Source organism: Galactobacter caseinivorans (assembly GCF_003640665.1).
Taxonomy (GTDB): domain Bacteria; phylum Actinomycetota; class Actinomycetes; order Actinomycetales; family Micrococcaceae; genus Galactobacter; species Galactobacter caseinivorans.
Map to the genome: position 1 here is coordinate 493,044 of NZ_QQXL01000001.1, position 24,569 is coordinate 517,612.

Annotated in this window: 22 protein-coding genes; 13 read left to right on the forward strand and 9 right to left on the reverse strand. The window is 66.1% G+C overall.

The window, feature by feature from the left end:
• The first annotated feature begins 9 nt into the window (after window positions 1–9).
• The 5 genes from DWQ67_RS02275 to DWQ67_RS02285 all read left to right on the forward strand — a co-directional run bounded on the left by DWQ67_RS02275 (window position 10) and on the right by DWQ67_RS02285 (window position 3,076).
• On the forward strand, window positions 10–210 hold the full coding sequence (locus DWQ67_RS02275; RefSeq protein ID WP_121483943.1) for a hypothetical protein: 201 nt from the start codon (window positions 10–12) through the stop codon (window positions 208–210).
• 538 nt (window positions 211–748) lie between these two features.
• Entirely contained in the window at window positions 749–874 is a 126-nt protein-coding gene (locus DWQ67_RS14190) for a hypothetical protein (protein ID WP_267899638.1), read from the forward strand.
• Between the two features lie 446 nt (window positions 875–1,320).
• Window positions 1,321–1,875 carry a hypothetical protein gene (locus DWQ67_RS13575; RefSeq protein ID WP_147433585.1) on the forward strand — a complete coding sequence of 185 codons (555 nt, stop codon included), beginning with the start codon at window positions 1,321–1,323 and terminating at the stop codon, window positions 1,873–1,875.
• 357 nt (window positions 1,876–2,232) lie between these two features.
• Window positions 2,233–2,421 carry a hypothetical protein gene (locus DWQ67_RS02280; protein ID WP_121483944.1) on the forward strand — a complete coding sequence of 63 codons (189 nt, stop codon included), beginning with the start codon at window positions 2,233–2,235 and terminating at the stop codon, window positions 2,419–2,421.
• Window positions 2,422–2,488: 67 nt separating this feature from the next.
• Window positions 2,489–3,076: a recombinase family protein gene (locus DWQ67_RS02285; protein WP_121483945.1), complete on the forward strand. Its 588-nt coding sequence runs from the start codon at window positions 2,489–2,491 to the stop codon at window positions 3,074–3,076.
• Between the two features lie 650 nt (window positions 3,077–3,726).
• On the opposite strand, the gene glnA is transcribed toward DWQ67_RS02285, so the two are convergent.
• Window positions 3,727–5,151, reverse strand: coding sequence for a type I glutamate--ammonia ligase (gene glnA / locus DWQ67_RS02290; protein ID WP_121483946.1), 1,425 nt, complete (start codon window positions 5,149–5,151; stop codon window positions 3,727–3,729).
• A 168-nt stretch (window positions 5,152–5,319) separates the two neighbouring features.
• Here glnA and DWQ67_RS02295 point away from each other — a divergent pair, with 168 nt between their 5' ends.
• Window positions 5,320–5,781: an RDD family protein gene (locus tag DWQ67_RS02295; protein WP_121483947.1), complete on the forward strand. Its 462-nt coding sequence runs from the start codon at window positions 5,320–5,322 to the stop codon at window positions 5,779–5,781.
• A gap of 149 nt (window positions 5,782–5,930) precedes the next feature.
• On the opposite strand, the gene DWQ67_RS02300 is transcribed toward DWQ67_RS02295, so the two are convergent.
• Genes DWQ67_RS02300 through lipB form a run of 3 tightly spaced genes read right to left on the reverse strand, consistent with a single transcriptional unit; the run spans window position 5,931 to window position 8,537 of the window.
• Window positions 5,931–6,713, reverse strand: a complete 783-nt coding sequence (locus DWQ67_RS02300) for a DUF4191 domain-containing protein (RefSeq protein ID WP_121483948.1) — start codon at window positions 6,711–6,713, stop codon at window positions 5,931–5,933.
• Between the two features lie 31 nt (window positions 6,714–6,744).
• Window positions 6,745–7,851: a lipoyl synthase gene (gene lipA, locus DWQ67_RS02305; RefSeq protein WP_121483949.1), complete on the reverse strand. Its 1,107-nt coding sequence runs from the start codon at window positions 7,849–7,851 to the stop codon at window positions 6,745–6,747.
• Window positions 7,848–8,537 (reverse strand): lipoyl(octanoyl) transferase LipB, encoded by a 690-nt coding sequence (lipB, locus tag DWQ67_RS02310; RefSeq protein ID WP_121483950.1) that lies wholly within the window; start codon window positions 8,535–8,537, stop codon window positions 7,848–7,850. Before lipB ends, lipA begins: the two co-directional genes overlap by 4 nt.
• A gap of 115 nt (window positions 8,538–8,652) precedes the next feature.
• On the opposite strand from lipB, the gene DWQ67_RS02315 reads away from it, so the two are divergent.
• A complete protein-coding gene (locus DWQ67_RS02315) occupies window positions 8,653–10,497 on the forward strand; it encodes a serine/threonine protein kinase (protein ID WP_121483951.1) in 1,845 nt (614 codons plus the stop codon).
• A gap of 29 nt (window positions 10,498–10,526) precedes the next feature.
• On the opposite strand, the gene DWQ67_RS02320 is transcribed toward DWQ67_RS02315, so the two are convergent.
• The 4 genes from DWQ67_RS02320 to DWQ67_RS02335 form a co-directional block, all read right to left on the reverse strand.
• Window positions 10,527–10,877, reverse strand: a complete 351-nt coding sequence (locus tag DWQ67_RS02320) for a hypothetical protein (RefSeq protein ID WP_121483952.1) — start codon at window positions 10,875–10,877, stop codon at window positions 10,527–10,529.
• 120 nt (window positions 10,878–10,997) lie between these two features.
• Window positions 10,998–12,806, reverse strand: coding sequence for a 2-oxoglutarate dehydrogenase, E2 component, dihydrolipoamide succinyltransferase (gene sucB / locus DWQ67_RS02325; RefSeq protein ID WP_121483953.1), 1,809 nt, complete (start codon window positions 12,804–12,806; stop codon window positions 10,998–11,000).
• 127 nt (window positions 12,807–12,933) lie between these two features.
• A complete protein-coding gene (gene lpdA, locus DWQ67_RS02330) occupies window positions 12,934–14,313 on the reverse strand; it encodes a dihydrolipoyl dehydrogenase (RefSeq protein WP_121483954.1) in 1,380 nt (459 codons plus the stop codon).
• Window positions 14,314–14,525: 212 nt separating this feature from the next.
• Window positions 14,526–16,040 (reverse strand): leucyl aminopeptidase, encoded by a 1,515-nt coding sequence (locus DWQ67_RS02335; RefSeq protein WP_121484240.1) that lies wholly within the window; start codon window positions 16,038–16,040, stop codon window positions 14,526–14,528.
• Between the two features lie 324 nt (window positions 16,041–16,364).
• On the opposite strand from DWQ67_RS02335, the gene DWQ67_RS02340 reads away from it, so the two are divergent.
• From DWQ67_RS02340 to DWQ67_RS02360, 5 genes are all read left to right on the forward strand, one after another.
• Window positions 16,365–17,267, forward strand: a complete 903-nt coding sequence (locus DWQ67_RS02340; protein WP_158595332.1) for a PAC2 family protein — start codon at window positions 16,365–16,367, stop codon at window positions 17,265–17,267.
• Window positions 17,264–18,571 (forward strand): MFS transporter, encoded by a 1,308-nt coding sequence (locus tag DWQ67_RS02345; RefSeq protein ID WP_121483956.1) that lies wholly within the window; start codon window positions 17,264–17,266, stop codon window positions 18,569–18,571. The genes DWQ67_RS02340 and DWQ67_RS02345 overlap by 4 nt, the downstream gene beginning before the upstream one ends.
• Before the next feature lie 118 nt (window positions 18,572–18,689).
• Entirely contained in the window at window positions 18,690–19,814 is a 1,125-nt protein-coding gene (locus DWQ67_RS02350) for a DUF4192 family protein (RefSeq protein WP_121483957.1), read from the forward strand.
• Window positions 19,815–20,101: 287 nt separating this feature from the next.
• Window positions 20,102–21,427 carry an RNA polymerase sigma factor gene (locus tag DWQ67_RS02355; RefSeq protein ID WP_121483958.1) on the forward strand — a complete coding sequence of 442 codons (1,326 nt, stop codon included), beginning with the start codon at window positions 20,102–20,104 and terminating at the stop codon, window positions 21,425–21,427.
• A 127-nt stretch (window positions 21,428–21,554) separates the two neighbouring features.
• Window positions 21,555–21,845, forward strand: coding sequence for a DUF1905 domain-containing protein (locus DWQ67_RS02360; protein ID WP_121483959.1), 291 nt, complete (start codon window positions 21,555–21,557; stop codon window positions 21,843–21,845).
• Window positions 21,846–21,951: 106 nt separating this feature from the next.
• On the opposite strand, the gene DWQ67_RS02365 is transcribed toward DWQ67_RS02360, so the two are convergent.
• Window positions 21,952–22,173, reverse strand: coding sequence for a DUF7455 domain-containing protein (locus DWQ67_RS02365; RefSeq protein ID WP_121483960.1), 222 nt, complete (start codon window positions 22,171–22,173; stop codon window positions 21,952–21,954).
• Between the two features lie 254 nt (window positions 22,174–22,427).
• Between DWQ67_RS02365 and DWQ67_RS02370 the strand changes: the two genes are divergently transcribed.
• Window positions 22,428–24,533 carry a DNA gyrase/topoisomerase IV subunit B gene (locus tag DWQ67_RS02370; RefSeq protein WP_121483961.1) on the forward strand — a complete coding sequence of 702 codons (2,106 nt, stop codon included), beginning with the start codon at window positions 22,428–22,430 and terminating at the stop codon, window positions 24,531–24,533.
• The last annotated feature ends 36 nt before the right edge of the window (window positions 24,534–24,569 follow it).

Consider the following 24,569-nt stretch of genomic DNA (forward strand, 5'->3'; position numbering starts at 1 on the left):
AATCTTTGCTTGCTTGCCGCCGACCACGGTGAGCGGGACGCGATCTTGCGCCGCGAGCACCTGTACTCCTCCCACATGACCGAGTGGCGTAAGGCAGCCGAGGCCGAGCTCGAGCGGACGAAGGCGCTGTTGGACATCTTGGGAAAAACACACGCGCTCTTGGAGACGCTCTCCGAGAGCAAGGGCATCCAGAAGCCGCGGCAGCGGTGATCATCCCGGCCGTCGACGACATCGCCGAGCATGAACCGACTCCTTCGCACACACGCAGCGGCGGGTGAGCGTCGCCGCCAGGGCACCCATGCGGCGCGGAAGAAGCCCGAACTGCTGGCCACGGGACCGGGCCAGATCTGGTCATGGGGCATCACGAGAGTCCGTGGGCCTGTCAGCCGGTGTCGAACGAGAACCCGTATAGCGAGGCCGCGTGGATCCATCAGCCGTTACCGGAGGCGCTCATACAGACAGCGTGACGAGCAATGTCTCAGACTGCTTCGCATCTTCCGGAACATGGCAGTCCTCACCTACGTCACGGAGGATCTCGGGTACCAGCAGGCGCCCGTCGTGGTCGTGGATGATACTGAAAGGACCGCCATGACCGCGAGTAAGCGAGCACCTGGGAGGCCCCGCAGAGATGGAGGGGCCAAGCAGGGGCGCAAGAAGGTGAGGCTTTGAGCGTGGCCGTGGCGAGCGCAGGTCCGGGGCTGGCCCATCGGCCGCCGTACCTACGTGGCATCGAGCGGGGGACACATCTGTGCAGATGCCCCTACAGCCGCAGCAGCAAGCGGAGGACCTGGCTGAAGAGTGGGGCCCCACCTTCGGAGAGCTCCTGTTCAATGCGCTTACACCCTTCGTCGGGGATCCGCACCTGCTCTCCTAGATAAGCACTTACAGCTGGCAAGTCAGGAGGTGAACACCATGGATTCAAGGACTCGGGCTGCCGGAATAAGCGTCGGGAGCTGCGCCGGCCGCTACTGGACTGCTTGCGACCGTTGCTTTCTGAACTTGATGTTCGTTTCCGCTTCGACGAGCACGTTTTGGGTCATGGATGTTCGAGTGTAGATGAATGCAGGTCGGCTCTCGTCAGCGGTGTACGCGGAGCTCTTGCCAAATTTTGGGCGCGGGCCTACCGTGATATGTAATTAGTGCGTAATCGTCAACCGTCAGGAGTCACCGGGATCATTATCGGTGTACGGGATTGGAGCTTGAAATGAAGATGAGGAACCTGCTTGTCAATGGGGTTGCTTTAGCTACTCTCATTGCTACTGGAACGGTGGCCGCCCCCCTGCGGCGGCGGCCTCGCCCGTTGATTCGGATATCTATGTTGTGGATGCCGCAAGTGCAGAGCACATTGACGGCAAGACGTTCTACCCACTTCCCACGTCTGCAGAAGATGCGTTGGTCGTGATGCCGGATGTGGCAGCAGAGGCTGGCATTGAGCCTGGTGTTGTAAAACCTCAAGATGAGGCCAGGGTTCGGGTCGCTCTAGACGAGTCCAATCGGCGACTTGAGGCGAGATCACCCAACAGTGTTTCTAAAAACACACATGCATCAGCCCTGGCGTCCTACACCGTAGATTTCAATGTTTGGCCCGTCCAAGAAGTCAGGTCGTCTTGGACATCGGCTTACATTGGTACGACGGCAGCAACCCGCAAGATGTACAACTTTTCAGTCAATCAGGGTGGAGCCAGGGTCTCCTTTCAGGGTCTTGGATACTACAAGGGATACAACGGCAGCGACTTCGGGCTCTGGTCAAAATACTATCTTATCAACAGCGGTACATCTGGAACGAACTCCGTACCGTGGGGTAACGTTTCAGGCAAGCCCTCGGCCCTCATCAAGAACACAACTCCATATTACGGCATTGGACGCTGGAGCTGACCCATCAAGGACTAGGGAGGATGAATGAAATTCAATTGGAAACACTGGATCCGAGATGTCGGGGACACCATTAATCGCTTGGCCGGCCAATCAGTTCCGGATCGAAGCCGTGACGATTACGACTCTGGCCTTTCTTCCGGAGACACCCGATTTCCTGAGCTTCCGTTGCCTCGAAGAGAAGTGGTAGAGGATCATCCCATCCAAGACGATAGTTCCGACGCGAAGTAAGTGTTCCTGCTTTTGGGGCGGAGCGCACATAAATATGTGTGGCTCCGTCCCTGCTTGTTTTAATTAGGCTCTTCTATCGGTGTTGACCCGCTCTGGGTTTATTGGAGGCTCCTGACCTTGGAAGCGAGAGTGGAGTCATGGGAGCAAAGTGAGGATCCGGAGCTTCGGGGCCAGCTCGCGGCCATAGTGGTCGGCGTCGAAGATCTAGAGCTCCTAGAGCTCCTAGAGCAGCTGGAGCAGCTGGAGCCGCTGGAGGTGGCGCAGGACCAGGATGACGGAGTCTGGGTCTCCCCGAGTGAGCCGCGCGGCACGCCGTAAATTGGGTGACTCGAAACGCTGGCACGAAACCAAGGGTGCTCCGAAACTGCTCCGACACGGTGCGGGCATGAATGTGAGCACCGGGAGCGGGCACCTTATCGGGCATGCCCAGGTCTCCACAGTCGCTCCGGACGCCGCAGCACAGATCGACGCGCTGCAGGGCGTTGGATGCGTGCGAGTGTTCACAGACCACGCCACCGGCACCGACAGGAACCGTCCGCAGCTCGCGGCCGCCCTGGATCATCTCAATGCTGGCGACACGCTTGTGGTGTGGCGCTTGGACCGCTTGGGACGTTCGATGACCGACCTGCTCGCGATCGTCACGGGGTTGGGGGAGCGGGGTGTGGATCTGATGAGTGTCACGGAGGCGATCGACACCAGCACCCCAGCTGGGCGCTTGGTGTTTCACCTAGCCGGCGCTTTCAGCCAGTTCGAGAGAGATCTCATTCGCGACCGAACCGTGGCCGGCCCCGAAGCCGCTCGCAGCCGCGGACGCGTCGGCGGACGTCCGCCGGCACTGGGCGAGAACGACGTTGAGGCCATGCACACGACGCTCGCTGCCGGCATGAACCAACGCGCGGTGGCACGGACCCTCAAGGTGGCGCCGGCGACAGTGGACAGGGCGCTGCTGCGCACCCAAGAGTGCCTGACGTAGACGGGGATCCGTGATGACGTACGTACTGCCGCACAGATAGGTGACATCTGAGCTTGTAGTACACCCGGTTGCCGCGGATGTGGGCGCATGAGTAGCCCGTTCGAAGACTGCAAGGCGTCTAGTTACCGTACTGGCACCGCGGCGTCGTGCTGCCACAGCCTCACGTGTGCTTGCCACACGCGGCCGTGTCGCTCCTCAATCGGCACGACGCTCACCAGCGACTGGTGAGCCCTCACAGCCCGCCCAGATCGTGCCGCTCGGCGCGGCCTTTTCGGTCCCTCTAGAGGGCACCCCGAGATCCCCACACGGCAGCTCTTCATCCGGCTGGTCGAGGACGCCCTCAACATCGTCAAAGTCTGATCCGTGCTGGCCAGGGAGACCCAAGCTGACAGCCCCAGGCCGCGCGAAAGCTGGAGCAGGGTCTGCCTGTGTATGCCGACTACAGCCGAGGGTACTGGTTCATTTCTGAGCTGAATATCTGCGGATGGCCAGCGGCGGCCGCAGTCGAGGTTGGCAACACGTCCATCGGGCAGGAGCGCTCCGCGACACCTTTGCCGGGCGCCCGAGAACGCCGAGGGCCCGCCACCTGAAAAGGTGACGGGCCCTCGGTTGCTCACCACACGCCGTCGGGCAGGGGGTGTGCTGGCAGATTAGACGCCGTAGTACAGCTGGAACTCAAACGGGTTCACGCGGATGGAGAGCGGCTGGATCTCCTGCTCGTACTTGTAGCTGATCCAGGCCTCGATGAGGTCCTCGGTGAAGACGTCGCCGGCCAGCAGATACTCGTGATCCTCGCGCAGTGCCTCCAGCGCCTCTTCCAGGGAAGCCGGGGCCTTCTGAATGTCCTTGGCCTCCTCAGCGGGGAGCTCGTAGAGGTCCTTGTCGATGGGATCCGCCGGCTCAATGCGGTTGCGGATGCCGTCGATGCCAGCCATCAACTGCGCGGAGAAGGCCAGGTACGGGTTGGAGGAACCATCCGGTGCGCGGAACTCAAGGCGCTTGGCCTTGGGGTTGGAACCCGTGATCGGGATGCGGATACCGGCGGAGCGGTTGCCCTGCGAGTAAACCATGTTCACGGGGGCCTCGAAGCCCTTCACCAGGCGCTTGTAGGAGTTCACCGTGGGGTTGGTGAAGGCCAACACGGAGGAGGCGTGCTTGAGCAGGCCGCCGATGTACCAGCGGGCCGTATCTGAGAGGTTCGCGTAGCCCTTCTCGTCGTAGAACAGCGGCTCGGAGCCGTTCCACAGCGACTGGTGGCAGTGCATGCCAGAGCCGTTGTCATCAAAGAGCGGCTTGGGCATGAAGGTGGCGGACTTGCCCCAGTCATCGGCAACGTTCTTGACGATGTACTTGAACTTCAGCAGGTCATCCGCGGCGTGAACCAGGGTGTTGAACTTGTAGTTGATCTCCGCCTGACCGGCCGCGCCAACCTCGTGGTGGGCACGCTCAACCTCAAGGCCAACGGCCTCAAGCGCGAGGCAGATCTCGTCGCGGAGGTCAGACTGCTTATCGGTGGGGGCCACCGGGAAGTAGCCGCCCTTGATGGGGGTCTTGTAACCCTGGTTGCCACCCTCTTCCTCGCGGCCGGTGTTCCAAGGGGCCTCGATCGAATCGACAGAGTAGAAGGAGGACTGCGCGGTGGACTGGTAGCGCACGTCGTCAAAGATGAAGAACTCGGCCTCAGAGGCAAAGAACGCGGTGTCCGCGATGCCGGTGGAGGCCAGGTAGGCCTCGGCACGCTCGGCCACGCCGCGGGGATCGCGGTGGTAGGGATCGCCGGTGCGCGGGTTCACGATGGAGAAGTTCATCGCGAGCGTCTTGTTGGCGCGGAACGGGTCAAGGAAGGCCGTGGTCACGTCCGGGATGAGCTGCATGTCAGACTCCGCGATGCCTTGGAAGCCGCGGATGGAGGAGCCGTCAAAGAGCTGACCGTTGACGAAGAAGTCTGCGTCCACGCTCTTGGCGGGCACGTTGAAGTGCTGCTGGACACCTGGCAGGTCGGTGAAGCGGATGTCGACAAACTTGACGTCCTCGTCAGCAATGAACGTGAGGACTTCCTCGGGGCTGCTAAACACAGTTTCGCTCCTGAATCTGGGTGGCTGTGCGGGAGGCGACCCCCCGCGTGCATGACCCATTCTACGAAGTTGCGGTGTCGCGAGGGTGTCTCGAATGTTTCTTCCTTGTAACACTGGCATGTTTCGCGCGGAAGCGGGCAGTATGCCCCGGACGCCTAGACTGGAAACATGAGCGAGAAGGACCCCGAGCGCATCACACGCTCCGACATTGGCTCCTGGATTTCCGGGCCGCCGCAACAGAGCCAGTACAACTTTCCGGGCGAGCGCCTTGGCAGGCCCCAACGTGGCCCCGCCTCGGTTGCCCGCTGGGGCGTGAGGATCGTGGCGCTGCTGATCGACTGGGCTATCGCCATGGGCCTGGCCTGGATCTTCTTCCGTGGGGATTCGTGGGGCAACCTGGCGTTCTTTGTGGTCCTGCAGATCCTGATGGTGGGCTTCTTCGGCTACTCCATTGGCCACCGCATCATGGGTATGCAGGTGCAAAAGATGACCGGCAAGCCCGTCAACTACCTGGACGCCCTGGTCCGCGCCTTGCTCGTGGCCCTGATCATCCCGCCGTTCCTGCAGGATCCGGACCAGCGCGGCCTGCACGACCGCCTGCGCGGCACCATCCTGGTGATGATCCGCTAAACCGGCCCCGCCCCCTCAACCGGGCAACACGCCGTCGGGCAAGCAAGACAACCGCAAGCACAACAACACCAAGGGCCGCCGCTTCCTTGGAAGCGGCGGCCCTTTGTGTGGCCTTGATGGGGCGGGCATGAGTGCCCGACGGCGGGTGCTCAGCGCCCGCGCATGGCCTTACGGTTGGGGCGCATCCGGTTGGGGTCAATGCCCTTGGGGATGGGGGGAGCGGACATGCGAAGAGTGTTCAGACGCTGATCGACAGCCGTGATCTCCTGGCGGGAGATGGCCTTCTTCAACGCCTTGGCTTCCTTGCGCACGCGGTGCAGTTCCACCTGGCCCTCATGCTCGCCGGCGTTGATGACCGTCACGGGGACGTTCTTGACGGCGCGCTGGATGTCACGCTTGGCGCCCTCCACGAGGGGGCGAACGCGTGAGGTGGGGCCCTCTGCGACCAGGACGACTCCGGGGCGGCCAATGGCCAGGAAGACCAGGTCCTGGGTACGCGGGGAGATCGCGACGGGCTCTTCCTTCACGATCCAGCCGCGGCCCATGGTGCTCAGGGCTGCGCCCACGGCACCGGGGCGTCCGGCGATCTGAGCAAACGCTGCGCGCTCGGCGCGGCGATTCATGTACAGCAGGGCAAGGAACAGGCCAATGACCAGACCAAGAATGGCGAAGGTGATGGGGTTACCCAGGAACCAGCCAGCGGCAAAGCCGATCAGTCCCAGGCCCAAGAACATGGCCAACATGACCCACGGAACGGCCGGCTCGGCCTTCCGAGTCATGTCAAAGACTTGCTTAATCTGCCCCATCCGGCCGGGACCCTTGTCCTTCTTGCCGGACTTTTTCGCGTCTTTTACCGCCTGTTTTTCGGCTTTTTCTTGAGCGCGCAGACGCGCGATCTCTGCCTTTGCGGTGTCGTCAAGTTTGTTGGCCATAGCGAACCAAGTCTACTTGATCGCGGAGCCCTTAGCGCGCCATCAAGGTGGCGGCTTCCTGGCGTGTGCTGCCGGAATCCTGGATGTGTGCCAACTGCTCCGGGATCTCCCGACCGTGCGAGCGCATGGCGCGCGCCCACAGGCGTCCGGCGCGGTAGGAGGAACGCACCAGCGGGCCGGCCATGACGCCGAGGAAGCCCAGTTCCTCCGCCTCCTGGGACAGCTCCACAAACTCCTCCGGGCGCACCCAGCGATCCACCGGGAGGTGACGCTGGGTGGGGCGCAGGTACTGGGTCAGCGTGATGATGTCTGTGCCCGCCTCGTGCAGGTCCCGCAGCGCCTCCGAGATCTCCTCGCGGGTCTCTCCCATGCCAAGAATCAGGTTGGACTTGGTGATGAGTCCGCGGTTGCGCCCATGCGTAATGGTGTACAGCGAGCGCTCGTAGCGGAAGGCGGGCCGGATGCGCTTGAAGATGCGCGGGACGGTCTCCACGTTGTGCGCGTAGACCTCTGGATCCGAGTCGCAGATGACGTCCAGCGCGTCCGGCTCGCCGTTGAAGTCAGGGATCAACAGCTCGACGCCGGTGCCTGGGTTGAGTGCGTGAATGCGGCGGACGGTCTCCGCGTACAGCCAGGTGCCCTGATCCTCCAGATCGTCCCTGGCCACGCCGGTGACGGTCGCGTAGCGCAGGCCCATCTGCTCGATGCTGCGGGCCACCTTCTCCGGCTCAAGGCGGTCAAGGGTGGTGGGCTTGCCCGTGTCGATCTGGCAGAAGTCGCAGCGCCTGGTGCACTGCGAGCCGCCAATCAGGAAGGTGGCTTCCTTGTCCTCCCAGCACTCAAAGATGTTGGGGCAACCGGCCTCCTCACACACGGTGTGCAGGCCCTTGTCCTTGACCAGACCCTTGAGGCCCACGTATTCGGGACCAATCTTGACCTCGGCTCGGATCCACTCCGGCTTGCGCTCCACGGGAACGGCGGAGTTGCGTGCTTCCACGCGCAAGAGACGGCGGCCCTCCGGGACCGGCGTGAGCGGATTGGCAACGGAGGTGCCGCAGCCGCCGCCGGTGGGCGCCGGTGCGGCGGGGGTCTCTGATGCGGTGGACGCCGTGCTGGGGTTGGGCAAGGTGCTGGTCATCGCGCGATGGCTCCTTCGGGGTGGGGGGCCGTGGTGTGAGAAGTAGAAAGTGCGGGTGTCAGGTGGCGCAGAAGGGCGGCCTCCAGGACGGGGGCCACGATCTGGGGGGTGAGGTCCTGGCCGGTCTGCGCTGTCAAGGTGGTGACACCAGCGTCGCTGATGCCGCACGGGACAATGACGCGGTAGGGCTCCAGGCTGTTGGAGACGTTCAGGGCCAGGCCATGCATGGTGACGCCGTGCTCCACGTGGATGCCGATGGCGGCGATCTTGCGATCCTGCTCGCCGGGGGTGATGACCCAGACACCGGCGCGCCCCTCCACGCGGGTGGCACTCACGCCGAAGTGCTCCAGCGTGTCGAGGATGGCCTCTTCCAAGCGGAAGACGTAATCCTTGATGGCCATGGGGTCCGCGAGGCGGGCAATGGGGTAGGCCACCAGTTGCCCGGGGCCATGCCAGGTGATGAGCCCACCGCGGTCAACGTCCACCACCGGGGTGCCGTCAGTGGGGCGGTCCGCGTCGGTGGTGCGCCGTCCCGCCGTGTAGGTCGGGGTGTGTTCCAGCAGCAGGAGGCGGGCCTGGGAGCGATCCTGGGTGACGCGCGCGTGAAGCGTACGTTGCAGCTCCCATGCCGTGCGGTAGTCCACCAGCTCCGGAGAAAAGCCGAGATGAGTGACAGTCAGCGACATGTGAGGGACGCTACGCCTCGAGGAAAGCCCCAGAATCCGCGAAAGAGGCTCCAGGCGCGTGGATCCCTGTGGATAAGCCAAAACACGATTCCGATTTATTAGGCACACTCTCGTCATGGAGAGTGAACGCGAGGGGCGGCGCGCGGGCGCCGGAAGGCATGCCAAAGCGTCCGACGCCGAGGGCGAGGGTCCCGCACGCCCCGCCAACACGGGGCGGGGGTGGCGTGGAGGCCCGGAAGAGGGGCTCTCCGAGCCGGTGCAACTGGGCCAGGTGGATGATGCAACCACGGCGCAACGCGCGGCCGGGCCAGGGCCCGGAGCGGAGCCAGGTTTCGACGAGCTCTTGGGCCTGGGCGGTGAGGCCACGGCACACCTGATTCACGCGGATGGTCAACGGCTGGTCCGGCGCTCCGCGTTGGATCCGGAGGCGACCTGGGGGGAGGTGCCAGAGGCGTGGGATCACCCGCACCTGGTGTGGATCAAGGACGTGGAGCGGCGCAGGCGCGGGCTCTTGTTGGAGCACCTGCCTGGCGGGTCCGCCGCCGGGCTGGTCGCGGCCAGGGGGCGGCTGCCGATGGGTGAGGCCGTGACGCTGCTGGTCCCCGTAGCCCGCGCCCTGGGACACCTGCATTCGTGGGGCGCCACCCACGGGGACGTCCACCCGGGCAACGTGCTCTTTAGGGCGGACGGCGCACCCGTCCTGGTGGACCCTGGCCTCGCCAGGGCGCTCGGGGAGGCTCCGAGCGGGGCAGGGGCAGCGGGCTACAGCGCCCCGGAAACGGAGCACAGCGCCGCGGCGGATGTCTACGGGTGGGGCGCCCTGGCATGGTTTGTGATGACGGGCGAGGCCCCGGGGGAGGGCGAGTATCGTGTGCCACTTTCCCTGCAATGTGACGGGGTCTCGGCCGGGACGGCGGACCTGATCGAGGACTGCCTGGATCCCGATCCGCTCATGCGGCCCGCCGCCGCCGATCTGGCGCCGGAACTGCTGGCCGCGCAAGACGCCGCGCCCCTTGACGCCACGGCCGCCGCGCAGGCAGAGGGCGCGGCACACCTGATCACTCGCGGCGCGGGGAGCCGCCACTCGCCACACCTGCCGACGGCTGGGGCCTTTGGCCGCCTCACGCCGCGGGGATGGGTGATCCGTCGTGGACGACGCCGCGAGGCCGCCCTGGCACTCAGGCAGGGGTTACGAAGCCGTGACAGCGCGCCACCGAGCCGGGGCAGCGGGCCACGCAACCCCGCGGGTGGCCTGCGCAGATGGCTGGGCGCGGACCAGCGTGTGACTGACTTTGTGCGACGAGACAGCCGTGCGGCGAACCGTCGATCCGTGGGGCGGCGGCCCGCCCCGTGGAGCTGGTTGCTGGTAGCCGCAGCAGTGGTGCTGGGGGCTGGGGCGCTCTGGGTCGGTGTGGATGGGCCAGGGTGGCCGTCCGCGCAGCGGGCCGCCACTGAGGCGGTGCCCGTCGGGGCCGGCCCCACGCCGTCGGGCGCTGTGTCTCGGGGCGGCACACCACCCCAGTCACCCCAGGCGCCGACAACCCAGGCATCGTCGCCAGCGGCGCCGCAAGCGAGCCAGCGGGCTTCCGAAGCGACCTCTGCCCTGACGGCGCTGGACCGCGTCCGCACGGCCGCAATCAAGCAGGGTGACCCCGCGGCGCTGAAGCGGGTTTACAGCTCGGCCAAGGCTCGGGCTGCGGATGAGGCGCTCCTGAAGGAGCTGCAGCGTCGCGGCGTGCGCTACGAGCGGCTCGAGAGCCGGGTGGAGAAAGCTAAGGTATTGGCCTCCACCGGCGGCTCGCGCCCCACCGTGACCGTCCGGGCTCTCGCCACGAGTGTCGCCGTGGAACGCCGGGCCACCGGCGCAGGCCAGGGCGACGCTCGAGCCCAGTCAACGCTGCACTTCACGCTGGTGCTCACCGGGGAGGGGTGGCGCATCCAGGCCATCAAGCCAGCGTAGGAGCCGGTGGCCCCAGCGTCCGGGGCTTTCTAGTGCCAGAGGGTGGCCACCAGAATGTTGATGAAGGCCATGCCGCCGACCGCGTGGGCCAGGCCCTTGGAGACGGGCTCATCTTTCCTGACCTTGCGGTAGCCGATGATGGCCGCGACCAGAACGATGACGGCAAAGACCGTCTTGACGGCGATCTTGATGTGGTTCACGGGGTCAGGTCCGGCCTCAGCCAGACCCACGAGGGCCAGGCCGGTCACGACCTGAACAATGGCGCCGGCGAACTGCCAGACCGTGACGGTGGGGGTCTTGAAGGTGGCGAGCCAGCCGCCAAAAATGGCCGCCGCACCGAGGATGTGCAGGGCAACAAGGAGGGTTTGCAGGAAGTCCATGAGGCTATCTTAGGCGTTTATCCGACACTCTGTCGACAACACGATCTGGCTCCCGAATCGCCTGAGGGCCGCCACGGTTTCCCGTGACGGCCCTCAGGTGAGGAAAACTCCTGACGAAAACTACAGACCAAGCTCCGAGGCGAAGTCGGCAGCCTCGAGGCGAGCCTTCACCGACTGCAGGAAGCGGCCTGCATTGGCGCCGTCCACCAGGCGGTGGTCGTACGTCAGCGACAGGTACATCATGTGACGGATGGCAATGACATCGTCGCCATCGGCGTCGGTCACCACGACCGGGCGCTTCTGGATGATGCCCGTGCCCAAGATCCCGACGTTCGGCTGGTTGATGATCGGGGTGTCAAAGAGCGCACCCACGGAGCCGATGTTGGTGATGGAGAACGTGGAACCCGAGAGCTCCTCCGGACCGATCTTGTTGGTGCGGGCGCGATCCGCCACGTCCGCGATCTTCTTGGACATGCCGGCCAGGTTCAGGTTGCCGGCGTCAGCGACGACGGGAACCAGGAGGCCCTTGTCGGTATCCACCGCAAAGCCGAGGTGCTCGGCGTCGTGGTAGGTGATCTCCTGCTTGGTCTCATCGTAGGAGGCGTTGAAGGCCGGGAACTGCTTGAGGCCCTCAGTCACCGCCTGGGCGATGAACGGCAGGTAGGTCAGGTTCACGCCGTTGTTGGCGGCGAAGGAGGACTTGGCCGCCTTGCGCAGCTTCACGATGCGGGTCATGTCCACCTCCTGCACCTGCGTGAGCTGGGTGGAGACCTCGAGGGACTCGCGCATGCGCCGGGCGATGACCTGGCGGATGCGGGGGGCCTTCACGGTGGTCCCACGCAGCTTGGCGGCCTCGGCCGACGGAGCGGCAGGAGCCTTGGGTGCTGCGGCGGGGGCAGCGGAGTCCGCAGCCGGAGCAGCAGAGGCGGCGGGCTTGGCGTCAATGGCCGCCTGCACGTCCTGCTTGCGAATCCGACCGCCAACGCCGGTACCGGAGACCGAGGCCAGATCGATGCCGTGATCGTTGGCGAGCTTGCGCACCAGCGGCGTCACGTAGCTGGTGGACTCGGCGGCAGCGGCCGGTGCGGCAGCCTGTGCCGGAGCAGCGGCCTGCGCCGGAGCAGCAGCCTTCGCCGACTCTGCAGGGGCGGGCGCGGCGGCCGGCGCAGCAGCCGGGGCCTCGGACTTCGCCGGGGCCTCCGACTTCGCCGGAGCGGCGGAGGATGCCGAAGCAGCCGGAGCCTCTGAGGGAGCGGGTGCGGCGGGCTCGGCAGCGGGGGCGGCGGCGCTGGCGCCGGAACCGATGATGGCCAGCACAGCGCCGACCTCCACGGTGTCGTCCTCGTTGGCACGGATCTCTACCAGGGTGCCGGCCACGGGGGACGGAATCTCGGTATCAACCTTGTCGGTGGAGACCTCCAGCAAAGGCTCATCCACCTCTACCTGCTCACCCACCTCCTTGAGCCAGCGGGTGACGGTGCCCTCGGTGACGGACTCGCCCAGTTCGGGGAGCTTCACCTCGGTGCCCTCGCCGTTGCCGGCTGCGGGTGCCTCCTCCTTGGCGGGGGCCTCCTCAGCGGCTTCCTGGGCCGGGGCCTCGCTGGCGGCGGCGGGAGCCTCTTCGGCAGCGGGAGCTTCCTCAGCGGCAGGGGCTTCCTCGGCGGGGGCCTCGGCCGGGGCGGCGGAGCCGTCTCCGGAACCGATGCGCACCAGCGGGGCGCCGACCTCTGCGGTCTCGTCCTCGGCCACGAGGATTTCCTCGATGACGCCGGCAACCGGCGACGGGATTTCCGTGTCGACCTTGTCGGTGGAAACCTCCACCAACGGCTCGTCGACCTCAACGTGCTCGCCGACCTGCTTCAGCCAACGGGTGACGGTGCCTTCGGTGACGGACTCACCGAGGGCCGGAAGATTGACGGTTTCAGACATATTGTCCCCGTTCTCCTCTGTCTGCCCCGCCGGAGTAACCGGTTGAGGGCCTTGTGCGATGCGTGTGTGGTTCGTGGGTGCTACTGGCGGTGGGGTGGGGCCTGTGTGGCCCCACCCCACCGATACATCAGCCGTGCAGCGGCTTGCCGGCCAGGGCCAGTGCGGCCTCGCCCAGCGACTCGTTCTGCGTGGGGTGTGCGTGGATCAGGGTGGCGACATCCTCGGGGAAGGCCTCCCAGTTCACGATCAGCTGGGCCTCGCCGACCTGCTCGCCAAAGCGACCGCCGATGCCGGTCACACCGACGATGGGGCCGTTCTTGACGCGGATCAGCTTGACGATGCCGGAGGTGCCGAGGATGGAGGACTTGCCGTTGCCGGCCAGGTTGTACTCCACCGTCTCGATGTTGTCCTTGCCGAACTTCTCCTCAGCCTTGGGCTGGGAGTAGCCAACGGACATGATCTCCGGCTCGCAGAACGTCACCTTGGGGATGTTGACGTCCTCGACGATCACCGGGTTCATGCCGGCGATCTCCTCGGCAACAAAGATGCCCTGCTGGTAGCCGCGGTGCGCCAACTGCACGCCGGGGACAATGTCACCGATCGCGTAGATGTTGCCGACGCCGGTGTGCAGGCGCTCGTTGGTGATGACAAAGCCGCGGTCAAGGGTGACGCCCTGCTCGGCGAAACCAAAGCCCTCGGTGACGGGGCCACGGCCCACTGCCACCAGCACAATGTCAGCAGAAACTGACGTTCCATCTGCCAGGGAGACGGTCGCCTGATCGGCGTCCTGGTCAACCTTCTCGAAGAAGACGCCGGTCTTGAACTTGATGCCCTTCTTCTTGAACTCGCGCTCCAGCACCTTGATGATCGCGGGATCCTCGTTGGGCACCAGGGAGGGCAGGCCCTCAACGATGGTGACCTCAACGCCAAGGGAGTTCCACATGGAAGCGAACTCGACGCCAATGACGCCGCCGCCAAGAACGATGGCGGACTTGGGCAGCTCTGACATCTCCAGGGCCTCGGTGGAGGTGATCACGCGGCCGGAGATATCCAGGCCCATGGTCTTGGAGGTGGAGCCGGTGGCCAGCACGATGTTCTTGCCGGTGTAGGCCTGGCCACCCACCGTGATGGTGTTGGGGCCGGACAGGACGCCGTCACCCTCGATGACGTTGACCTTCTTCATCTTCAACAGGCCGGTGAGGCCCTTGAACTTGCCGGCGACGATCGAGTTCTTGTGATCGCGAACCTTGGCCAGGTCAATGGACTCAAGCGTCACGTTCACGCCGTACTTGGCGCTGGTGCGAGCATCATCCGCGAGCTCGGCGGAGTGCAGGTACGCCTTGGTGGGGATGCAGCCCGTGTGAAGGCACGTGCCACCCAGCTTGGCGCGCTCCACGAGGCCAACGGTCATGCCCAGCTCGGTGGCGCGGATCGCGGCGGAATAGCCTGCGCTGCCGCCGCCGAGGACGAGGACATCAAATTCATGCGTTGCAGCCGTGTCAGCCACTGAACGCTCCCTACTGTCGAAGGTGCTTGGCTCGGACCCCTCAGCCAAGGGACCCGACGGACGTCTGGTTGGTACTCACCCAGGAGTGCGGTCCCGGATGTCAAGCGACTATCAGACGTGATCGTAGTCGCTTCAAGCGGCGGCTTGCCACTAGCGAAGGGTAGGTCACGCGGTGGCGTGAGCGTACTCACGCCACCAGCGTGGACCGACCACTATTTGCTGGAGGGCAATGCCTCCGCGACGCCGACCAAGGTGCGCACACCGAAGCCGGTGCCCTCCTTGGGTGTAAAGCCCCACGGCGAACCGGTGTTAAAGGCCGGGCCTGCCACGTCCACGTGGCCCCAGGTGGGTCCCTCGACGCCCTCGGCGCCAACAAACTCGCGCAGGAAGACGCCCGCCTTGAGCATGCCGCCGTTGCGGTTGCCGGAGTTGCGAAGATCAGCCGTCTCGGAATCCAGGTCCGCTCGGAGGTTCTCCGGCAGCGGCATGGCCCAAAACTGCTCGCCCGTCAGAGTCGCGGCCTCGAGCACAGCGCCGGTCGCAGCGTCGTCGCCCATCACGCCAGCGACCCGCTCACCCAACGCCACCATCTGCGCTCCGGTGAGCGTGGCGACGTCCAGCAACAGATCCGGCGCGTCCTCGGAGGCCTTGGAGAGGCCATCGGCCATGACAAGGCGTCCCTCGGCGTCAGTGTTGGTGACCTCAACGGTCTTGCCGTTGTGCATGGTGAGCACATCGCCGGGGCGGGTGGCGTTGGATCCGGGCATGTTCTCAGCCAGGCACAGCCACGCGGTGACGCGCACCGGCAGCTTGAGCTCCGCGGCAGCAAGCGCCGCGTGCAGCACGGTGGCCGCGCCAGCCATGTCAGACTTCATCTCTTCCATGCCGGCCGGCTGCTTGAGCGAGATGCCACCGGTATCAAAGGTGATGCCCTTGCCCACGAGCGCCAGGTGAGCCTTGGCCCGGGAGGGGGAGTAATCCACCTTGACCAGGCGCGGCGGGCGGGCGGAGCCGCGGCCCACGCCGAGGATGCCCCCCATGCCCTCCGAGTCCAGCTTCTTCTCATCCCAGACGGTCACCTTGACGTCCAAGCCCTTGGCGGACTTCTGGGCGTACTCGGTGAAGCTCTGCGGGAAGAGCACGTTGGCAGGGGTGTCCACCAGGTGGCGCGCGCCCTTGGTGTGGCGGGCCACGACCGCAGCGTGCTCCAGGCGGGCCTTGAGCTCCTTGCCTGCACGCAGATCCGTGGCGATGACCGCCTCGCGCAGCGGCGCTGCGTCCTCAGAGACCGAGGACTTCTGGGCGGTGAAAGCGTCGGCGCCAAGCGAGGCGCCCTCTGCCACGGCGCTGAAGGCCTCATCGGACTCGGCCGGGAAGAGGAACACCGCCTTGTCAATGCCGGTTGCGGCGCGAGCGCCGACGCCGGCGGCGCGGCGCAGTTGCTCCGGGGTGACGTCGGTTTTTACCTCACCCACGCCAACAAAAAGGAGGGTCTCCGCGGCGTCATCGGCGCCGGCCGGGACGCGCAGCGTCTGGCCGGCCTTGCCCTTGAAGCCCAACTTCGGCAAAAGGGCGGCCAACTCAGCCGAGCGCGCGGCGTCGAACGCCTCGCCAAGCAGGCTGGGCCCGCTCTCGCCGCTGGCGGCGGCAACGATGGCCAGGTCGGCGCCCAAGCGGCGCTGGCCCCGGGCCACGACGGACAGGGTCACTTCGTCAGTGGAGTACACCAACATCATCCTTCCGAGATGGGCGCCCCGCGACGGGCAGGTGGCCGTGCTTCAAGAACGGAAGGCACCCCTCATCCCAGACTATCCCGGTATGGCGCGGGCCACCCAGCCGCGGCGGCGCGTCGCCGGATCCCGGGCGGATCCTCGTATGGCCGGAGGGCCGGTCTGAAAGCGTGCGGGTGGCTGTGGACACATGGGAGCGCCAGGGAACAATGCGCGCGGCTACAGTGTTGAGATGGTGTTGGGTGTGTCTTGGCTGCCGTGCCGGGATCGCCGCCAGCTAGCCAGAAGAATGGAGTGTGCTCAGTGCGGGCCGAGGAGCTGATGGACGTGTACGCCGGTGCTCGCCGCCGGGTGGCCGGAAAGGGCCTGCCCGTGGTGACCCTGCTGGATGGCGTGTTTGATGCCGGAGGAGCCGTGGCCGCCATGCGTAGTTCCCTCATCGACGGGCTGGCCTCTACCCCCCTGGCAGAGTTTGACGCGGACCTGCTGGTGGATCACCGCGCCACCCGCCCCAGGATCACCTTCCACGACGGCTCCTTCTCCAGTTACACCGCACCCCGCCTTGCCGTCGACGTTCTGACGGATGACCTGGGTAACCAGGCGTTGCTGTTCTCTGGCGCTGAGCCGGTGCTTGGCTGGGAGCGCATTGCCGCCGCCTTTGGTGAATTGCTGGACGACGTGGGGGCTGGCTCCATCTCGGTGGTGCACTCTGTGCCGCTTCCGGTACCGCACACCCGGCCCATCAGTATTCGCCGCCACGGCGACGATTCCGGCGAGAGCATCGGCCCGTTCGAGATCCCCGCCTCTTTCTCCCACCTCGTCGAGACCCGCCTCACCGAGGCCGGCCGCGACGTGAGTGGGATGACCATCCAGGTGCCCCATTACATTGCGGACTCCGAGTACCCGCCCGCCGCCGTCGCCGGTTTGGAGGCCATCGCCGCGGATGCTGGCCTGGCCGTCCCCACCGAGGAACTGCGCCAGGCGGGCCGCGAGGTGGACGCGCACATCGCGGCCCAGATTGAGGACAATCCGGACGCCGAGCGGTTGGTGGCTGGCTTGGAGCTGCGCTACGACGTGGACGCGCCGCAGTTGGCCCAGCGCTCCACGCTGGTCGCGGAGGGTGAACAAGTGCCCGACGGCGATGAGTTGGGTGCCGCCGCGGAGCGTTACCTTCGCAGCGTGGATGAGGCGGAAGGGCAGCAGCCCAAGGACCAGGAGAAGTGAGCGCTCCGGCCACGCCGCACTCCCGGGCGTGGCTGGTGTGGGGCGCGGCGGTCCTGGCGTATCTGGTCTCCGTCACGCAGCGCACCAGCTTTGGCATCGCCGGGCTGGAGGCCACCGAGCGCTACGACGCCAGCGCCTCCATCCTCGCGACCTTCTCGGTGGTGCAACTGCTCGTGTACGCGGGCATGCAGATTCCCGTGGGCGCGTTGGTGGATCGCTTTGGGTCCCGCAAGATGATTGCCGGCGGGGCAGCACTGATGGGGGCTGGCCAGTTGGTGCTGGCCTTCTCCGACGTCACCGCTCTTGGTTTCCTTGGCCGCGTGTTGGTCGGGGCGGGGGACGCCATGACCTTCGTGTCCGTGATGCGCCTGCTGCCCGCGTGGTTCCCGCCGCGCAGGAACCCGATCATGGCGCAGCTGACCGGCATGGTGGGCCAGGTGGGACAGATCGTGTCCCTGGTTCCCTTCGCGGCGCTGCTGCATCTCTCCGGCTGGACCAGCGCATTCCTGTCCCTGGCTGGCCTCTCCGTGCTGGCCTTCACCCTGGCCGCCCCCGCCGTGCGCGACCGGCCCTCCGGCGTCCCCGCGCCGGCAGCGGAGAATGAATCCCTCGGCAGCCTGATCAAGCAAGCCTGGGCCGTTCCCGGTACCCGCCTAGCCTTCTGGACTCACTGGATCAGTGCCTTTGGGCTCAACGTCTTCCTGCTCTCCTGGGGCTACCCGTTCCTGGTCTCCGCCCAAGGGGTGGAGCCGGCCATGGCGTCCACCATCATGGCCCTCTTTGTGGTGGTGGCGATCGTCTTTGGCCCCGTCGTTGGGACCGCGGTGGCGCGCTTCCCCCTGCGCCGCAGCAATCTGGTGCTACTGGTGGTGTTTGCCGCGATGCTCACCTGGTCCGTGGTGCTGCTCTGGCCTGGCCGGGCGCCGCTGTGGCTCCTGGTGGTGCTCGCGCTGGTGGTGGCGGCCGGCGGGCCCACGTCCATGGTGGCCTTTGACTTTGCCCGCACGGAGAACCCGCCCCGTTTGATCGGAACCGCCACCGGCCTGGCCAATGTGGGCGCCTTTTCCGGTGCATTGATCGCGATCTGGTCCGTTGGCGTGGTGCTTGACCTGGCCCAGCACGCCTCCGGAGGCGGGCGTGAGCTGTATTCACTAGATGGCTTCCGCCTGGCGTTCCTGGTGCTCTTCGTGTTTTACGCCGTGGGCCTGATCGGCTTCTTCATTGAGCGGCGGCGCACGCGCAGGCTGCGGGGACCCGTGCCGCCGCTGTACCGCTCGGTGGTGCGGCGGCTGCACCGAGGCTGAGTGGGGGGGACGCGCCCCGTCCCTCACATTTGGGCCGCAGAGCCTCCGCTTCGGCGTGTCGTCACCGATCGGCGTCGGGCACCGCCCATGCAGGCCGACTTCTCGGCAGGCTCTGCGCATGGAACAGATACCTGAAACCAAAGATGACACCCTCTCCAGCCTGGCCGATGTGGTCGCGATGGTGCCGCACAGAATGGGATTTCATCCCCAGAACAGCCTGGTGCTGGTGCTCGTGGATGCGGACGGACGCTGGTTTGCCACGGCCCGTCAGGACTGGCGGGAGGAGACCCCACCCGGCCGCCTCTGCGAGTGGGTAGAGGACGTGGCTTGCGACGCGGACCACGTACTGGTGGGTCTCTACGGGCCGCGGCAGGAGGCACGGGATCTGCTGATGGTGGTGACCGTGTGCGTGGAGAACGTGGCCCGCGGCTGGGTGATGCACCCGGACGGCTGGGACGAGGCCGTGCCGCCAGGGCGGTGGGTGGAGCACCCGCTGGAGGAGGTGTGGGCCTCCCCGGCGCAACTGGAGTGTTGGAGCGAGGGCAGCACGCCAGGGGATCAGCCACCCGCCCACCCGCTGGTGCCGGCGTGGGAGGGCGCACGCGGGCGCGACTGGCGTCGCTCCCTGGAGCAGGCGCGGGAGCAATTGCCGCAGGACACACCCGCGAGTATGAGCGATACCTGGGGGCTGGTGGCCTGGGATCACGTGCTCGGGGAGGTCAGCGAGGCCCTGGAGGCGGGCGCGGAGATCCCGTGGGAAGCGCTCCTTGAGCCGCTGGCGGTGGCCGTGCTTGGGCTGAACAGCCCCACCGTGCGTGACTCCATGTTTGTTGGCGCGCTGGTGGGGCCCCGCCCCGCTACGCCGGAGATAGCCGCGACCCAGGGGCCGTGGCGCGATGACTGGTGGGATGAGCAGAAGGGGCGCCTACTCACGGACACGGAGATGGGGACCCGGGTGCTGCTGGGAGAATTTGATGCCCCGCCGCGCACCGCGGCTGGAACGGCGCTGCGCGTGGTCCTGGAGGAGATGGTGGAGCAGTCCCCGCCGGACTGCGCGGCACACATGCTGTGCCTGCTCTCCTGGATGGACTGGGCCATGGGGCGCGGTTCCATGGCTGCCGCCGGGTTGGAACGGGCGCTGGCCCTGACGCCGGGGCATCCCTTCGCCACGCTCCTGCTGAGCTTTGTTGATACCGGCACGGTGCCGCGGTGGCTGCGCAGGGGGTACCGGCCCCTGCCGTGACGGTGTCCGTGGCCGGGTCGGGGGAGTGCAGGAGGGAGCCCCGGCTGGGGCCCTGGCGGGAGTGCCGGTGGGGGCCGCCAGGGGCGTGGGGTGTGAGCGGCGGAGCAAAGACGTGTCACAATGGAGGTCAAGACCCTTTCGGGTCCGCAGCCCTCCTTGGGTCTTTGCCGCGTGAAGTGGCGAGGGAACAAAGTGGGTGGGGTGGTCGTTATTGATAGCGACCCTGCCCCGATTCTCGCCTTTTGGCGGGAAGCGGACTTGACAGGGTCACAGTGGTGTTACGCCAGATGAGACACCACGCGCACTCGTCAGAAAGGGAACTCGTGCCCACGAAGAAGCCGGCTGAGGCCACTCAGGACACTACCGAGGAGGCCACCTCGGCTGCGAAGCCGGAAACGGCCGCTCGCAAACCCGCCGCTCGCAAGCCGGCTGCCAAGAAGCCTGCCGCTCGCAAGCCAGCTGCCGCAAAGACAGCTACCGCCGCCAAGGCCACGGCCTCCAAGGCGGCAGCCGCCACGTCTCCCGCCGTTGCCGAGTCTCCCGCCAAGGCAGAATCCGCGGAAGAGGTCACGCCCGCCACGGAGAACACCGAGGCGGCCGCAGAGCCCAAGGAGGAAGAGGAGTCCAAGGGCTTTGTTCTGACCTCCAACGATGAGGACGACGCACCGCAGCAGCAGGTCACCGTTGCCGGCGCCACCGCGGACCCCGTCAAGGATTACCTGAAGCAGATCGGCAAGGTCGCCCTGCTCAACGCCGAGCAGGAGGTGGACCTCGCGCTGCGCATCGAGGCCGGCCTGTTCGCCAATCACAAGATCCAGGAGGCCGCGCTGGAAGGCGTGACGCTGGATCGTCGCCTGCTCTGGGACTACGAGCAGATCATCCACGACGGCAAGATCGCCAAGAACCACCTGCTCGAGGCCAACCTGCGCCTCGTGGTGTCCCTGGCCAAGCGTTACACCGGCCGCGGCATGCTCTTCCTTGACCTGATTCAGGAGGGCAACCTTGGGCTCATCCGCGCCGTAGAGAAGTTTGACTACACCAAGGGCTTCAAGTTCTCCACGTACGCGACCTGGTGGATCCGCCAGGCCATCACCCGCGCCATGGCTGATCAGGCCCGCACCATCCGCATCCCGGTGCACATGGTGGAGGTCATCAACAAGCTGGCCCGCGTGCAGCGCCAGATGCTCCAGGACCTGGGTCGCGAGCCCACCCCGGAGGAGCTCGCCAAGGAACTGGACATGACCCCTGAAAAGGTCGTTGAGGTCCAGAAGTACGGCCGCGAGCCCATCTCGCTTCACACGCCCCTGGGCGAGGATGGCGATTCGGAGTTTGGCGACCTGATCGAGGACTCCGAGGCCATTGTGCCCTCGGATGCCGTGTCCTTCACCCTGCTGCAGGAGCAGTTGCACTCCGTCCTTGACACGCTCTCCGAGCGCGAGGCCGGCGTGGTTGCGATGCGCTTTGGCCTGACCGATGGTCAGCCCAAGACTTTAGACGAAATCGGCAAGGTCTACGGGGTCACCCGCGAGCGCATCCGCCAGATAGAGTCCAAGACCATGTCCAAGCTGCGCCACCCCTCGCGCTCGCAGGTGCTGCGGGACTACCTGGACTGATCCGGGTAGTTGTGGACTGAAACGGCGCGGACACCACTCGGTGTCCGCGCCGTTCCTGCATGGGCCCGCTTCCACTGGGCCCGCTTCCACTGGGCCCACGCCTGCTGAGCCGACATAGGCTGGGGCCATGTTGCTGAGCTTCAGCGCCCCCGTTATCGAGTGGCGCGGACCGTCCCCGTACGTCTTTGCCGCCGTTCCGCAAGAGCTGACGGAGGAGGTGCGCCGGATTGCGCGCGAGCTCAGCTATGGGTGGGGAGTGGTGCCGGTGCGCGTCCGGGTGGGTGCCAGTGTCTGGACCACCAGCCTGTTTCCCCGGGACGGCGGCTACCTGGTGCCTCTGCGGGGCAAGGAGCGCACGGCTGAGGGGATCCAGTTGGGCGACGTCATCCTGCTTGAACTCGGCTTTGGCGAGGGCTGAGCGGACCACGAGGCCTGGCAACAACCTGGTGCCCACCATAAAGGGGCAACAAAAAAGCCGACACCCTGTGAGTGCCGGCGTTTCTTGTGTCTCGGTGAGGCGCTGACTAGTCCTCGTCGTCAAAGGACGGCTTGGCGTTCAGTGCGTCAGACTCATCCAGCCACTCCGAAGCCATGGGGCGCAACTTGGCCTCCACGTCGCGGGCGTGATGTGCGCAGAACAGCAGCTGGCCGCCGTTGGACGCGAGAGTGGCGCGTACATACGCCTGTGCTCCACAGCGGTCGCAGCGATCCACAGTGCTCAGTTGGCGGGTTGCGGTGGCGTTCATTCCGGCCTCCTCGTGTCGGTGATTACGGAACATATAACCATGTGGTCTGCACTTTCCTGCCCGGGCGCGGGAGTATTTCACTGGGGGCGTACGCCGGGGCCGGCGAGCGGGGCGAAGCGGGCCCACATCACAGCGCGCCTGGGGCAAAGCGTCAGACGGTGCGACTACCGTTGTTCTGTTGAGCCTTGATCAACACATCTTCACTGCCATGAGCTAAGTGCGCCCCGATGCCGGGGCGGGAAGGGGCTGCACGCGTGGCCACCCGGTCGGATTACGACGCCCGCCATCTCTCTGTTCTTGAGGGCTTGGAAGCGGTGCGCAAGCGCCCCGGCATGTACATCGGTTCCACCGATTCCCGGGGCCTCATGCACTGCGTCTGGGAGATCATCGACAACTCCGTTGACGAGGCACTTGGCGGCTTTGGAGCGCACATCACTGTGGTGTTGCACGCGGACGGGTCCGTCGAGGTGCAAGATGACGGCCGCGGCATCCCCGTGGATATCGAGCCAAAGACGGGGCTCTCCGGCGTGGAGGTCGTCTTCACCAAGCTGCACGCGGGCGGCAAGTTTGGCGGTGGCTCCTACTCCGCCTCCGGTGGCCTGCACGGCGTGGGCGCCTCCGTGGTGAACGCTCTCTCCGCCAGGTTGGACGTGGAGGTTGACCGCGGCGGCAAGACCTACCGCATGCAGTTCCGTCACGGCGAGCCGGGGCGTTTTACGGACACTGGCCGGCCCAGCCCGGACGCACCCTTCGCTCCCTTCACCGAGGCCCATGAGCTGGACGTGGTGGGCAAGGCCAAGCGCGGCGTCACGGGCACGCGCATCCGCTACTGGGCGGATCGGCAGATCTTCACTCCGGACGCCAGCTTTGACCTGGAGGCGCTGCTGCGCCGCGGCCGTCAGACGGCCTTCCTGGTCCCCGGGTTGCGCATTACTTTGCGCGATGCCCGCCGTTTGGTGGGGCCCGACGGCGAGCGGCTGGGTGAGAGCGAAGAGGTGCTGCAGTACGACGGCGGCATCTCCGAGTTTGTGGAGTTCTTGGCCCCGGACAGCAAGGTCTCCGATGTGTGGCGGATGCACGGCACAGGGACCTTCCACGAGACGGTGCCTGTGCTTGACTCCCGCGGACACTCGCGCGTGACCGAGGTGGAACGCACGTGTGAGGTGGACCTTGCCCTGCGCTGGGGGACCGGCTACGACACCACCATGCGCACGTTCGTCAACATCATCGCCACGCCCAAGGGCGGCACCCACCAGTCCGGCTTTGAGGCTGGGCTGCTCAAGAGTGTCAGGGATGCCATCCGCGTCAATGCGCGCAAGCTGAAGGCGGGCGAGGACAAGCCTGAGAAGGACGACATCATGGCGGGCATGACCGCCGTGCTGACGGTGCGCCTGGCTGAGCCGCAGTTTGAGGGCCAGACCAAGGAGATTCTTGGCACCCCGGCCGTGCGCGCCATCGTGTCCAAGGTGGTGGCAACGGAGATTGCCGCCAAGCTCAACTCGACCGCTCGGACGGAGAAGGCGCAGGCCGCCCTCATTCTCGAGAAGGTTGTCAGCGAGATGAAGACGCGCATCTCCGCGCGCAAACACAAGGAGACGCAGCGTCGCAAGACCGCCCTTGAGTCAAGCACCCTGCCAGCCAAGCTGGCGGATTGCCGCACCAAGGACGTCGCCAAGTCGGAGCTGTTCATCGTGGAGGGCGACTCTGCCCTTGGCACGGCCCGCCTGGCCCGCTCCTCGGAGTTCCAGGCCCTGCTGCCCATCCGCGGCAAGATCCTGAACGTCCAAAAGGCCTCCGTCTCCGACATGCTCTCCAACGCGGAGTGCGCGGCCATCATCCAGGTGATCGGCGCCGGCTCCGGGCGCAGCTTTGACCTGGCCAGCGCGCGCTATCAGAAGGTGGTGCTCATGACGGACGCGGACGTGGACGGCGCCCACATTCGCACGCTGCTGCTCACCCTGTTTTTCCGGTACATGCGCCCCATGGTGGAGGACGGGCGCGTTTATGCGGCCGTGCCGCCGTTGCACCGGGTGGAGGTGGTGCGCCGTGGCAAGGCCAATGAGATGGTCTACACCTACTCCGAGGCGGAGCTGCACCGCGTCCTGGCCGCGCTGGAGGAGCAGGGCTTGCACTATAAGGAGCCCATCCAGCGCTACAAGGGCCTGGGAGAGATGGACGCGGATCAGCTGGCAGAGACCACCATGGACCCGCGCCATCGCACCCTGCGCCGGATCATGATGGAAGAGGCCGGCTCCGCTGACTGCGTCTTTGAGCTCCTCATGGGCTCTGACGTGGCCCCGCGCAAGGACTTTCTCATGTCCTCCGCGCACCGCCTTGATCCGGAACAGATCGACGCATAAGCGGGCCGGCAGGGGCCTGACTCTTGGACGCTAAGT

Excerpts from the sequence above, each read along its gene's own strand:
- DWQ67_RS02285 (WP_121483945.1), top strand. The coding sequence starts at position 2,489 with ATGAATGTGAGCACCGGGAGCGGGCACCTTATCGGGCATGCCCAGGTC.
- DWQ67_RS02295 (WP_121483947.1), top strand. The coding sequence starts at position 5,320 with ATGAGCGAGAAGGACCCCGAGCGCATCACACGCTCCGACATTGGCTCC.
- DWQ67_RS02300 (WP_121483948.1), bottom strand. The coding sequence starts at position 6,713 with ATGGCCAACAAACTTGACGACACCGCAAAGGCAGAGATCGCGCGTCTG.
- lipA (WP_121483949.1), bottom strand. The coding sequence starts at position 7,851 with ATGACCAGCACCTTGCCCAACCCCAGCACGGCGTCCACCGCATCAGAG.
- lipB (WP_121483950.1), bottom strand. The coding sequence starts at position 8,537 with ATGTCGCTGACTGTCACTCATCTCGGCTTTTCTCCGGAGCTGGTGGAC.
- DWQ67_RS02315 (WP_121483951.1), top strand. The coding sequence starts at position 8,653 with ATGGAGAGTGAACGCGAGGGGCGGCGCGCGGGCGCCGGAAGGCATGCC.
- DWQ67_RS02320 (WP_121483952.1), bottom strand. The coding sequence starts at position 10,877 with ATGGACTTCCTGCAAACCCTCCTTGTTGCCCTGCACATCCTCGGTGCG.
- sucB (WP_121483953.1), bottom strand. The coding sequence starts at position 12,806 with ATGTCTGAAACCGTCAATCTTCCGGCCCTCGGTGAGTCCGTCACCGAA.
- DWQ67_RS02340 (WP_158595332.1), top strand. The coding sequence starts at position 16,365 with ATGGACGTGTACGCCGGTGCTCGCCGCCGGGTGGCCGGAAAGGGCCTG.
- DWQ67_RS02350 (WP_121483957.1), top strand. The coding sequence starts at position 18,690 with ATGGAACAGATACCTGAAACCAAAGATGACACCCTCTCCAGCCTGGCC.
- DWQ67_RS02355 (WP_121483958.1), top strand. The coding sequence starts at position 20,102 with ATGAGACACCACGCGCACTCGTCAGAAAGGGAACTCGTGCCCACGAAG.
- DWQ67_RS02360 (WP_121483959.1), top strand. The coding sequence starts at position 21,555 with ATGTTGCTGAGCTTCAGCGCCCCCGTTATCGAGTGGCGCGGACCGTCC.
- DWQ67_RS02365 (WP_121483960.1), bottom strand. The coding sequence starts at position 22,173 with ATGAACGCCACCGCAACCCGCCAACTGAGCACTGTGGATCGCTGCGAC.